Origin of the sequence: Psychrobacter sp. Ps6 (assembly GCF_022129235.1) — a bacterium.
Lineage (GTDB): Bacteria > Pseudomonadota > Gammaproteobacteria > Pseudomonadales > Moraxellaceae > Psychrobacter.
Genome location: NZ_JADQAI010000009.1, coordinates 48,675 through 61,192, shown reverse-complemented (window position 1 = coordinate 61,192; position 12,518 = coordinate 48,675). Strand labels below are relative to the sequence as shown.

At 44.2% G+C, this 12,518-nt stretch carries 13 protein-coding genes; 6 read left to right on the top strand and 7 right to left on the bottom strand.

Annotated elements, in window-relative coordinates; all coding sequences use genetic code 11:
• Window positions 1-129: 129 nt before the first annotated feature.
• The 6 genes from I3255_RS10870 to I3255_RS10845 all read right to left on the bottom strand — a co-directional run bounded on the left by I3255_RS10870 (window position 130) and on the right by I3255_RS10845 (window position 5,250).
• The gene (locus I3255_RS10870) at window positions 130-1,053 is read right to left on the bottom strand and encodes a bile acid:sodium symporter family protein (RefSeq protein ID WP_238038829.1); all 924 of its coding nucleotides are present in this window, start codon (window positions 1,051-1,053) and stop codon (window positions 130-132) included.
• Between the two features lie 312 nt (window positions 1,054-1,365).
• The gene (locus I3255_RS10865; protein WP_238038828.1) at window positions 1,366-1,899 is read right to left on the bottom strand and encodes a heavy metal-binding domain-containing protein; all 534 of its coding nucleotides are present in this window, start codon (window positions 1,897-1,899) and stop codon (window positions 1,366-1,368) included.
• Between the two features lie 93 nt (window positions 1,900-1,992).
• The gene (locus I3255_RS10860) at window positions 1,993-2,430 is read right to left on the bottom strand and encodes a YbjQ family protein (RefSeq protein WP_238038827.1); all 438 of its coding nucleotides are present in this window, start codon (window positions 2,428-2,430) and stop codon (window positions 1,993-1,995) included.
• Window positions 2,431-2,538: 108 nt separating this feature from the next.
• A complete protein-coding gene (locus I3255_RS10855) occupies window positions 2,539-3,096 on the bottom strand; it encodes a UPF0149 family protein (RefSeq protein ID WP_238038826.1) in 558 nt (185 codons plus the stop codon).
• A gap of 256 nt (window positions 3,097-3,352) precedes the next feature.
• Entirely contained in the window at window positions 3,353-3,589 is a 237-nt protein-coding gene (locus I3255_RS10850) for a hypothetical protein (RefSeq protein ID WP_057761656.1), read from the bottom strand.
• 200 nt (window positions 3,590-3,789) lie between these two features.
• The gene (locus I3255_RS10845) at window positions 3,790-5,250 is read right to left on the bottom strand and encodes a hypothetical protein (protein ID WP_238038825.1); all 1,461 of its coding nucleotides are present in this window, start codon (window positions 5,248-5,250) and stop codon (window positions 3,790-3,792) included.
• 478 nt (window positions 5,251-5,728) lie between these two features.
• Here I3255_RS10845 and serB point away from each other — a divergent pair, with 478 nt between their 5' ends.
• The 6 genes from serB (at window position 5,729) to hemJ (ending at window position 11,366) form a co-directional block, all read left to right on the top strand.
• A complete protein-coding gene (serB, locus tag I3255_RS10840) occupies window positions 5,729-6,919 on the top strand; it encodes a phosphoserine phosphatase SerB (protein WP_238038824.1) in 1,191 nt (396 codons plus the stop codon).
• Between the two features lie 188 nt (window positions 6,920-7,107).
• Complete coding sequence (locus tag I3255_RS10835) at window positions 7,108-8,115, top strand: DUF368 domain-containing protein (RefSeq protein ID WP_238038823.1); 1,008 nt, start codon at window positions 7,108-7,110, stop codon at window positions 8,113-8,115.
• A gap of 284 nt (window positions 8,116-8,399) precedes the next feature.
• Window positions 8,400-8,792 (top strand): AciT family ciprofloxacin tolerance protein, encoded by a 393-nt coding sequence (gene aciT / locus I3255_RS10830; protein WP_238038822.1) that lies wholly within the window; start codon window positions 8,400-8,402, stop codon window positions 8,790-8,792.
• Between the two features lie 188 nt (window positions 8,793-8,980).
• Window positions 8,981-9,487 (top strand): SCP2 sterol-binding domain-containing protein, encoded by a 507-nt coding sequence (locus tag I3255_RS10825; RefSeq protein WP_058024453.1) that lies wholly within the window; start codon window positions 8,981-8,983, stop codon window positions 9,485-9,487.
• 256 nt (window positions 9,488-9,743) lie between these two features.
• Window positions 9,744-10,856 carry a biotin synthase BioB gene (bioB, locus tag I3255_RS10820; RefSeq protein ID WP_238038821.1) on the top strand — a complete coding sequence of 371 codons (1,113 nt, stop codon included), beginning with the start codon at window positions 9,744-9,746 and terminating at the stop codon, window positions 10,854-10,856.
• A 75-nt stretch (window positions 10,857-10,931) separates the two neighbouring features.
• Complete coding sequence (hemJ, locus tag I3255_RS10815; protein ID WP_238038820.1) at window positions 10,932-11,366, top strand: protoporphyrinogen oxidase HemJ; 435 nt, start codon at window positions 10,932-10,934, stop codon at window positions 11,364-11,366.
• A gap of 114 nt (window positions 11,367-11,480) precedes the next feature.
• Here hemJ and I3255_RS10810 read toward each other — a convergent pair whose 3' ends face one another.
• The gene (locus tag I3255_RS10810) at window positions 11,481-12,278 is read right to left on the bottom strand and encodes a hypothetical protein (protein WP_238038819.1); all 798 of its coding nucleotides are present in this window, start codon (window positions 12,276-12,278) and stop codon (window positions 11,481-11,483) included.
• Window positions 12,279-12,518: the final 240 nt, after the last annotated feature.

Below are 12,518 nucleotides of genomic sequence, written 5' to 3'. Positions count from 1 at the left end.
ACTCTAAGAAACCGTGATAAAAATAAAAGCCCACAATAACTCTCATCATAGAAAGTATATTGTGGGCGTATTTTATTGAGTCGTGCAATGCGTATTCAGCAATGCGCTGCGGCTTACCTTCTGATTAAATTACATTCTACGGGCAGCCAATACACTATTTTCTATCTCGGTTTTTTTGGCTTTGTTGTGTTGAGCCGTAAATACCCTGACCATGATACCAGCGGTTAAGAACATAATGAGCGTATAAATAGCTGGGGTCAATGACATCTTATAGTTAGCGAGCAGCGTCAATGCCATAAACATCGACAGCGTACTGTTTTGTAGACCCACTTCCATGGTGATGGATCTTCTCTGCTCAGGATTTAGACCGAACCATTTACTGGTATAATACCCAAGTGCCATCGTCGATACGTTTAATATGAGCGATACAGGACCAGTGGCAATTAGGGCCTCTACGATGATATCTCGTTGCACATAGCTCAAGAAAAGTACCAAGAAGCTCAAAAAAATCACCCCAAAACGGGATACCATTACCTGCGCTTTATCAGCAAAGTTAGGCTTATAGTTTTTGATGAGCATACCAATACTAACTGGCAGTATCGTTAGAGCAATCAAGCTGATCATGGTCTTGGCGACTGGCAGCTGAAACTCACTACCGGCACCCATGAAGTACACGAGCGAAAAACTCAGCACGATAGGAATGGTAAATACAGTGATAACACTGGCAATCGCAGTCATCGTGACCGAAAGCGCGACATCCCCTTTTGCCAAATAAGTAAATAAGTTAGATGTTGTGCCACCAGGACACAGTACTAGTAGCATAACGCCGACGGCATACTCAGGCTCTAGTGACATGAATACTGCCAAGGCAAAACCGACCAATGGCAAGAACAGTAACTGATTGGTCAGTCCGATCGCGACTGCTTTAGGATATTTGACGACTCTTTTAAAGTCATTGGTAACTAAGGACAACCCCATTCCCATCATGATCAAAAAAATACTAATGGGAATGACTTTTGAATTTACAAACGTGACTAACTCCACACCTTCCATAACTACATCCTTGTAGATAGAACCCTTACACGGGCAGGTTTATGACAACGTTGTGATGCTCAATCAGCCAATCCTGCTGATATCTTGGGTAAAAGCCACCGACATTGTCAGCGTTTTTATACGACACTTTGTACACAACACTTTTTGGAATCATCACCACCGACATACACCCAAAAAATGTCGAAACATTGAAAGTCAGTATATCGTTGTAAAAGTGTCTGTATTTGATTTTTCTGACTACTGGTCAGTCAGCGTTGGGTTTTGTGCTGCGACAACCGCAGAGGAGAATCTAAATAGTAGTGCTACGAGGTATTAAGAGATGCTAGGAAGTGCAGAAGATACACGTGCGGGCGATGTGAGTGTAGCAGAAGCGATAGGTGTATGATCAGTACTGATGACTGCTGTGCCATAAGCAATGGCTTCTACCATACTGCCCAATTGGTTGATGTTAGTGACTTCTAGACGTACACCATAAATATGAGTGTAGCCTTTGGCTTTCGCTTGAGCGCGCATACGAACGATTGCCTCACGGCGCGCGCGATCAAGCAGGGTCTCATAGGTGGTTAGGTTTTTGCCAAACAGACTAAGCACGCGAGCAATAATCATCTTAAAGTAATCTTGAGCAATAACGACGCTACCAAGAACTAGCACGCCCTCACTACCGACAGCCAGCTCAGGACGGTAGAAACGCTCGCTTGAAACCGTAATATCCCCTAGCGCCTGCTCTGCTACTTTGAGTTGTGCCAAATGCTGACGCTCATGACGTGAGCCAAAAAACCAACCAGCGGCGAATAAAAAAATAAACGGCCCATAATTGATAAGCACTTGCGTGAGTGAGTCATTCATGGCACGTTTCTCATCATAAAAAGTATTACGGTTTGTAGCATTGTGGTTTTTAGTATTGTGGTTTTTATTGCTACAGCTTTTAAAGCGCTAAGATCAACCAAAAGGATTAAAACGCGGTAGATCATCTGGCGCAGTTTGGGCTTGAGGATGTGGTGTTTGACCGGACGGATAGTGATTATCGCTTGATGGGTTCTGGAGCTGCTGCGACATCGGTATCGCTTTGACCGCTGTCCCATAAACAAACAGCTCAGAGGCGCCTTGGGCGATGCTAGAGGTAGAGAAACGCAAGCCGACGACAGCATCGGCACCAAGCGCTTCTGCCTTGACAATCATGCGATCGATCGCTTCTTGGCGTGACTCTTCTAACAGCTCGGTATAGGCGGTCAGCTCGCCGCCAACGATGTTTTTTAGCCCAGCAAACAAGTCTTTGCCCACATGCTTTGAGCGCACCGTACTGCCATACACAACATCTAAGCGCTCGGTAATTTGATAATTGGGTAAGTGTTCAAGATTGGAGAGTTGCACAGCCATAGTAAGACCTTATCGGTGACTTATAAAGTATCTAAAAGAATGACCAGAGCTGCGTGATGCAGTATAAATAAAAGACAGTACTACTAGCAGTACTGTCTTTTAGAATGACTAGTCATTGGTATGAAACAACAAAAACAGCTCTGTCAAATTGCCTTCGATGCTATTGGCCATTTGTACCATCTTATCTTCGTCGCGACGCATTGCTTCTAGCTCTGGATCTTCATCATCAATGCCGCTCAGCACGATCATTGGCAAGGTCAATACAGCCACGTCTTCTGCTGTCTCTTCGTCTTCAAACCAATCACTTGCTTCATCGCCATACATAGCATCGACAAAACCAATCGACCAAGCCACAATATCTGACTCATCTGAAAAATCAACCGCCACTTCTTCGTCACCAGCATCTTCACCAAATGGCAATTCAATCGGTGTCTCGTTTTTTAGCTCAGCCATGATCGAGTCACGCCAGCGCTTGATACCATCAATGACGTTTTCTGGGATTTCACTCACATGACCTTCAAACAGCGCATCCATCCAGTTAGGTAGTGGGCGACCGATGACCGTCGCTGTCAAAAAACCATGCGCCGCGACACTATCGAGCACGAACTGGCTCTCTTGGTTATCCAAATAATCTAGTAATTCATCAAAACTTAGTTGGTTACTCATGGCTTGGTAGTCCTTGAAAGATAGCTATCGTCAATCGCAGTGATCGATTGGTTAATGGCAAGATATTATGTTGTTTTAAAACAAAGGCTGCTTGAATAACCGTAACCAAGCAGCCTTTATAAAGTAAGTATTATTGAATAGAGCAGATTGCGAACCATTGTAAAAAATAACAAACAGCGAGCAATCGGTACAACTGAGTAGATAATTATCACTCATTAAAGCACTTTAGTCAGCTGAGATGACTGAAGCCTATCAATTAAAAATCATCATCATCCCAATCGTCACCGTCTTCATCGAAATTGTCTATATCATCTAGATCGTCTTTTAACTCTTTAGCCAAACGCTTTTCTTCTAGCAAATTATCGATTAGCCGACGCTTCTCAAGACTACTTAAACGCGTACGTACACTTGTCTCAGCTTCTTCAACCATCTTTGCATCGTCATCGTCGACAAAATCATCATCAAAATCGTCGTCAATATCAGCGTCACTCATGACAAACTCCTATCATTTTTAGGCATGGGTATTAAAAATACATCAATATATATATGCCTTATAAAGTCTCTGTTGAAAGTTGTCAATCCTTTTTCTTAATATGTCACATTTAGCCTAAAGTGCCAAGACGAAGATATGAATTATCTAGCGGACAATTGTAGTATAAATTACCCAAAATAGTATCATTAAAAACAGCACTATTAAATAAGCGACTCATCTTCGTCTTCAATCATAAGAACGGCATTACGGACATCAGCTAAACGCTGGATGAGCGAGTCATTACCACCATCGAATATCGCACACTCGCGCTCGTAGACAGTGGTTGGGCGCATGATGCTATGGACCTGTACATGATTGCTGATTTGTTTGAGGCCGGCGGTCGGTAATAGGATAAGCAGTTGCTCTTTTTTGCCGATGCTTTCTAGTAGATGGGTCATGGGCTCTGATTGCGCCTCATCGCTCACCCCAGCTTTCGCTGGTAGCGCAAAACGCGACAGCTCGATATGTTTGTCATGAATGATTTTGTTGAGCATCAAGTACAGCTTGGCAAGCATGACCCCTGCCAGTGCTACTTTGGCATGGCTGTTGTCCGCTTTTAGCACCACGCTTGCACCATCATCCTTAAAACGTGCTTCATTGGTCGCACTCACGCCCAGTAGCAATGGCTGCTTGAGTAGTTCGGTCACCGCTTGATTGAGCAGCTGCGTGCATAGCGCTAGATAAGGCAAGCGCTGCGCTGGCGCAAGGCGCTCAAGCATATTGAACTCATCATGAAAGACGATCTGTACTCTCACGCTATCGACTGCGCGTGTGGTAGACAATTTAGACGTCTGACCACTAGACTGCGAGCCATAACGCTTCGCGATGCTAACAACCTTGTCTTCAGTATCGCCTTCAGATGCAGCCGTTAGACTACCAGTTTCGTCACCAGTCTCTTGGTTCTGCTGATTTCTAAGATATTCGTTGACTTCGTTGTGTACATTGAATGTGCGCTTGCTCGTTACTTTATTCTCTGTAACGCTTTCAGAATCACCGTCAGATAGTTGAGCATCAGCTGGGTTACCAACTGTGCCGCCTGTGCCGCGCTCAAGGTCACGGCTGTAGCCACGCTGATCGCCTTGATTGTACTGCTCACGATACAAGTCCTGAATATTACGGCTCAGCGCACTGATTTGCTCTTTGGTCGGACGAGCAAGATAACCATAGATTAGCCAAAGCAATAAATGCAGCAACATAGTGCCAATCACAAACGGCCACTGCATCGCGATGATTTCACCTTTACTAACGTCTTTTAACGTCAGGGCAACACTACCAATCACCGCATCGCCGTTGGTTGCGATTTGGCGAATTGTATCGCCTTGCTGCATCGGCGCGTTACCTACAGGTACCAAAATATCATCGTTGTTGTCTTTAATCAGTATCCGTGTCACATCTTGCTCGCTAGTATAGCGATTGGCAATTACACTGAGACTGACACGGTCTTTGTTTTCTAAAGACAACCTTGCTTCATCAATCAGCTGGGCGACCATCTGCTCGCCTTTTAACGCACGACTTTTGCTCAGCTGTTGGTCGGTACTGATGACCAATAACAGCGTCTGCAAACAAAAACTAACCAGAAGAATAATGGCAAACAACCCTTGCCGCGGCGCTAAATACGTCATGATATGTTAAACTTTTTTGGAGAAAAGAAATTAAAAAACGAGACTGTTGCTCATTTTTTGGCTAATTTTTAAACGATTGTAATGCGCGAATATTGATCGATATTCACGGAAAATCGATCGTATTTCATTGAAATCAGTCATCATATAAAATGCTACTACGTAAAATAACACCCATTTATTGAGCTAAATTCGAACGATGATACTATCGCGCGCTGCCTCATGATTATCGCTGCTATTTTTGCCACAGCATCGCTACCAAGGGGTCAGTTTAAGTCATCTACTATATCACCATAATAAGTCTTATAGCGTTAGTCGATTTATAAATTTATCATAATAACTTTGTTGCATTTCAGCAGACTTTACGCGCTGATAAGCATTTTTGGACACCCATGATACTTTGCGCGTCATCTATAGGCGCTGCTCAGTAAAACTGTTATTATTCCCAATCTTATATGAGCATACAAGGGACAATTGAGCCATGCCAAAAAATACATCTTATTCGTTACCAAAAGACAGCAAAGCATGGCAACAAGCCGTCGACTCTATTGCAGAATTATTACCTGATGATACCAATCTGCGAGATTTTGATGCGCTACAGTCGCTGCCTGTTTTTGCGCTTATCGTCGTGCTACCGACTCAAGTATCAGCGATGGATATTCATCAATATGTTCAGTCTTGGGTCGATGAACAGCCAAGCTGGCATTTGGTGACTGTCGCTGAGGATACTGAGGCGAGCTTTGTTAATATTACGGTTTCTGACACAGAGCCAACGGCAGCCGACACACAGCGTCTACCCTTTACCAATGCTCAAGTATACCGTTATTTGTTGGTACCTGTGACAGACACGCTGATGCACCCTGGCAAAAAAACCGCCGCCGCTCACATCATTGATGATCAGCTGACCACTCGTCTGCGCCATGACTTATCTGAAGAATACAACCGCACGCGCAGTAAGGATAGTACAGGCAACCTAGATATCGTCGATTGTCACATCCTATCGGTCGGTCATATGCTACGTACTCACAAGCTTGCCTGTTTTGACATGGATTCGACATTGATTGAACAAGAGGTCATTGTAGAGCTGGCAAAAACGGCTGGTATTGGTGAGCAAGTTGAAGCCATTACTGAGGCGGCGATGCGCGGTGAAATTGACTTTGATGAATCATTTGCTCAGCGCGTGGCCTTATTAAAAGGTATCTCTACTGATGTACTTGATGATATTTGCAGCCGTTTAACATTGTCAGTCGGTGCGCGTACCACCATCAGTGCGTTAAAAGCATTGGGCTATCATACTGTACTGGTGTCAGGTGGTTTCACTTATTTTGCACGCTATATCGCTGAGCAATTGGGCATCGACGAAGTTCATGCCAATGCCTTAGACATCGAAGAAGGCGAAGTAACGGGGCACATACAGCTGCCTATCATCAATGGTGCCAAAAAAGCCGCTATCGTCGAGCACACTGCTGAGCGCTTAGGTATCGAGATGTCTCAAGCGGTCTGTGTCGGTGATGGTGCTAATGACTTGCCGATGATGGCGCTTGCTGATTTAGGAGTGGCTTATCACGCTAAGCCCATCGTGCAAGCACGTGCCGATGCGGCGGTCAATGTGACAGGACTTGAAGGGACGCTTTATGCGCTTGGTTACCCAGCCCTCGCTCCTACTAAGTAATCGTTAAGTATTCTAGATTATCCGCTAAGCTGGGTTAATGTCTGTCTCATTAATCCAGCTTTTATGCGTTAGCACATGTTTCATAGGATGATGTTGCTTTGATCTTCAAGTACATTCACATTTGGTTGAAATAACGCCAGACATTTATTTTTAGATAACACTTATTCTCATATATTAAAGGACTGTTCATGACGGCACCACAATCTCCACGGCCAAACCAGCCGTCAGCAGCGCATCCATTAGACGCAAGCAAGAACCCTGTCTCTGTCCCTGCGCATACGGATAACCCAAAAGAGCTGCTAGGGATTTATGTTAAAGGCATGGCGATGGGCGCTGCTGATATCGTCCCTGGTGTCTCTGGTGGCACTATTGCATTGATTGCAGGGATTTATGAGCGCCTGATTAATGCACTCGGTAGCATTGGCCCCAATCTTTGGCAGATATTTCGACAAGACGGCGGAATCAAAGGACTAATTGCGGTTTGGCGACAGGTTGATGCGACATTTTTATTGTGTTTGATACTTGGTATTGCGACAAGTTTTGCTACCTTGGCCGGTATTATCAAGTATTTGCTAGACAATCAGCCTCTGCTCATTTGGTCATTCTTTTTTGGATTGGTCGTCGCAACAGTATTTATCTTATTGAGTGAGATTAAACGCTGGAATATGGGACGTGTGGCATTGTTTGCTGCCGGACTTATTGCTGCCGTGGTCATTAGTAGTTTGCCATTACTCGCGGCGACACCTAGCTTACCGTACTTATTTTTTGCAGGCGCGATTGCGATTTGCGCCATGATATTGCCTGGGGTCTCAGGGTCTTTTATATTGTTGTTATTAGGTGCCTACGACACCGTATTGGAAGCCGTACATACTCTTAACTTTACGGTACTATTGACTGTGATGGCGGGCATGGCAACTGGATTGTTATTATTTACCCGTGCTCTAAAATGGTTATTAGCCCGCTACTATCAAGCTACCTTGGCACTGCTGACCGGTTTTATTGCCGGCTCTTTAGTCAAGGTATGGCCGTGGAAAGTAGATGTATTAGGTGCTCTTAACAGCGAAGCGGTCAATAACGTCATGCCATGGCAGTATCCTACTGGTCCGCACTGGCTGACCACAATTGGTCTTATGCTACTCGGTGCTATTTTGGTGTCGTTACTATCTTGGTGGGGCAGACGGACCAATAAGGCTTAACTGTTGATCCTCTCTGTCTAAATACCTGATTAAAAAGCCTCTATTTGAACCATTACAACGGCTCCTACCTTCCCTAATATAAGCGCCCTTTCTTGCGGCGCTTAGCCTACTAGCTAACGATTAAAAATCGTAAAAACTATCCAAAAAAAAAGCAACTTTAATCTAAAAAATCAAACGTCAGCGGTTGTCGCAAAGTCGCCTAGCGCCTCTTTAGCTTTGCTCAGCAACCTTTCATAATAGTCTCATTGGAGTTCACCTTATGAATAGCGAGATGAATGATGGCAATGACTATTTTTTCTTTAATTGGCGTAGAGACGTGGAGCAGCTCGGCATGGCTAGGCTATAGCTTGCTAGCAGGTATGATCGTGGCGCTCGCTCTATCGTCGCAGCGTTGGCTGCTGCTATATCTGTTTGGTGGTATGGTCTACTGGTTGGCTGTTGAGATGATACAGAATATATTGGTAGGTCGTCCGATGCTGTCTGCGCTTTCGGAATGGCACCGTTATGTTATCGCAATGGGAATCAGCTGGCTACCTTTGGCAGGTTGGGTACTATACCGAGCATTACGCTACGAAGATGTGAGTCATGCAGTCAGTCGGCAGCGCGAGTTGGAAGCAGCTCGCTATGTCGAACATACGCCTGTTTACGATGATGATTATAAGCCGCGCTTTCATTGATACTGCCATATTGATATGAATACCCTACCCATAACAGTGACATTTAATGTTACAAGATACTTAACGCTTTCTACTTAACTCCTAAAGAGTTGAAATCACTCAGTAGTTTATAATCTAGTTATATATTTATCATAAAAACTGGTATAAAGTACGCTTTATTCTTATGCCCTACTTTTAGGAGTTCCACTATGTTTACTATTCCTGTATTAGATATCAAATCTGACCCATTAGATGCGTTGTTGGCCGTGGTTGGCTATCGTCTGTCTATGCTCGCTGATAGCGACAACGAAGACGTCAAAGCACTCTTTGCTGATCGTAATGTCACGATTGAGTTTGCCAGCACCGAATCTGATATCGCGCGTTCTTTTCGCTTTGATAACGGACAGTTTAGTCAACAAAGTGGTCATGCAAAAGCAGCAGATTTGACCATTACTTTTAAAGATTCTATGACGGGCGTCAAGCTATTGACTAAAGGCAGCTTGCCTGCATTTATGACTGCCGTGCAAGAAGGCAAATTAAGCATCGAGGGTGACTACAGCCTAATGATGTGGTTTAACAAACTTGCTAAGCATATCGTGCCAGCCGTACCAGAAGAGTGCAAACCATACCTCCAAAAAGCCAAGCCTTATGCGTATAAAGCCCAGAAGTTTGCTGAGCATTGGGTAGGTTTTGCTAAGCATAAATTGGGCAAGTAAATAGCTGACCCTTTCTTATAAATGAGTAATGCATTGCAGGATATTCACTGGTAAAATGGCTGAAATAGGGTCAAATAGATAGTTACTATTTATGTTCGCTATTGTGACATTTATACATACTCTCTAGCAGTGTTCTGATTTTCTAAAAAGGTTGCGGTATACTATACGGCAACCTTTTTTATTACCTTATAAATGACAATAGACACATACATTGATATTACCTGATACCATTTAATTTTATAAAAGGATTTACCTTATGGCAGGATTGCTTAGCATCTCTGAACCAAACGCCGATAGCACAACTGACCTACTTAACCAGCCTGATACTCACACAGCCGCTCACACATACAATCGTGACGACATCGCTCAGTTGTTTGATTTGCCTTTGATGGACTTGTTGTTAAAAGCCCAGACCATTCATAGAGAGCACTTTGTCGCCAACGAAATACAAATCAGTACGCTACTATCTATTAAGACAGGTAACTGTCCTGAGGATTGTGGCTATTGCTCACAATCGGGTCATCATCGCGATACGACGAAACTTCAGGCAGAAAAACGCATAGAAGTGGATAAAGTTATCGCCGCGGCCAAACGTGCCAAGGCAACTGGTTCATCTCGCTTCTGTATGGGTGCTGCATGGAAACACCCAAGCGCCAAAGACATGCCTTATGTGGTCGAGCTCATCAAAGAAGTAAAAGCGCTAGGACTTGAGACTTGCATGACGTTAGGTATGCTCGATACCGATCAAGCGTCGCAACTTGCGGATGCAGGGCTGGATTATTACAATCATAACCTAGATACCTCACGCAGCTATTATGAGCAAGTCGTCAGCACGCGTAGTTATGACGAGCGCTTAGATACCATCGAAAACGTACGCAACTCTGGTATCAATGTTTGTAGTGGTAACATCGTCGGTATGGGTGAGAGCCGTGATGACCGTATTGATTGGGTGCATGAGCTCCTAAAAATGCCTAAAGCCCCTGAGTCGATTCCTGTTAACCTGCTAGTCCCGATTAAAGGCACACCAATCGGCGATAAAGTATTGGCAGAAGGCCAGTTATCAGTGCTAGAGTGGATTCGTACCATTGCTGTGGCACGTATTTGCTGCCCGACTAGTTATGTGCGTTTGTCTGCTGGCCGTGAAAGCTTATCAGATTCAGAGCAAGCCTTGGCATTTATGGCGGGTGCTAACTCTTTCTTCTATGGCGATAAGTTATTGACGACGGGGAATGCCAGTCAATCAGGCGATGACAGACTCATGCGTGAGCTTGGTCTCACCAAGCAGTTTGCCGCACCAAGAGCACCCAAAGTATTGCCTGTAATGGATGCGATGAGTGGTCATCAATCGCAGGTGGTATTGGCCGATTAGTTTGACTGTGTGCAGCTAACAAGAATGTAGGAAAATAAGCCTGATATTACACGGCTGATAATAAGAGATTAAGTAATGGCAGATTATTTTAACTGGATTAAAGCTGCACACATCATCTCGATGGTCTGCTGGTTTGCGGCGATATTTTATTTACCGCGTCTGTTTGTCTATCATGCGATGAGTAACGATAGCACCAGCCAAGAGCGCTTTACTATTATGGAGCGCAAGCTGTATCGCGGTATTATGACGCCATCGATGATAGCGACATGGATATTTGGTCTATGGATGTTAGGACTGGGCTGGGATGTTTATAAAACCCAAGGCTGGCTACATGTAAAACTCCTATTGGTCGTACTGCTATCAGGCTATCATGGCGCTTGCGGATTTTATCGCAAAAAACTGATTGATAACCCTCATTATAAATCCCATAAGTTTTGGCGCTGGTTTAATGAAGTGCCTGTTTTTGCCTTGGTGATTATCGTCATTTTAGTGGTCGTTAAACCATTCTAAAATCCAGTCGAAATGCTTATGACTGATGACCTACAAATAAAAAGCGTCCGTCACTTATGGAAGTGACGGACGCTTTTTTATTTGTTTTTTGGACTTTCTACCAAATATTATAGATCAAACACTAGGGCGCATGATTTGATAGACATTGCTCAAATCATAAACGCGATAACGCGCCGGCTCACGGCGATTTTCACCAGCATAACTTAATATCAATGCTTGCTTGGCACGCTCATCGACCCAACCGACAAACAGCCCACTATGCTCAATGCCATTGTAGCCATGATTGATATAATAAAGCCAGTCACCTGCCTCAATTTCACTGCTACTAGCATAAGGGCCTTGCGCATACGTGCCTTTATGTATGGTATTACGCGAAACTCCCGCTCGATTAAACACGGCATTCAAATAATCCCAGCAGCCACCTTTGATAATCGTCCGCTCGTTCAGTGCCATTTTACGTGCCATGCTGACCACCTCGCGGGCAGCCATACTGCTTTGCGTCTCCGCACTACTCAGTAGCGGTAAATACTCGCTATCGACATTGTCGTAACTCCCTGATAAAAATGCTGGCAACACGGTGGGTGACTGACGCTGCACTTCAGGGTAACGATAAGCGCTGTTCATCGTTGACTGATTGCTACCATTACTTATATTAGAGTAACTGTTATACGTTGGCGAAACTTCTGCATCGCTTCGAGATGAGTGAGCACGTTGAATGGTAGAGTGTGTACTGACTTTGACGGAGGGAACTGCTGGGTAAGAGGACGTATAGCGCGCACTAGAGTCAGACTGGACGGACTTTTGAGCGATAAGGGCACTCATACTATCTGCATGGGCTTGTCCGATAATGCTACAAGTAAATAATAACAAACTGCACGACGCTGCAACTGACGACATAGGCAAACGCGACATGACTAACTCCTAATCAAAAAAGTATCAATGACAGTATGGATAATAGCGAAGGCTAAATTTTACAATCTTACTTATAAACCATTTAGACAGGCATCTGCAAGAACTATTCACCTTAGATAGGCGATAGACGGTATAAAAACCATGACGAATGGTCATAATAAATAAGAGCGTTAAGAAGGGACAAATAAGATAAAGCGCGGTGGTGTTAGATAGGATAGAGACTGGAGTGACTTTTTGATG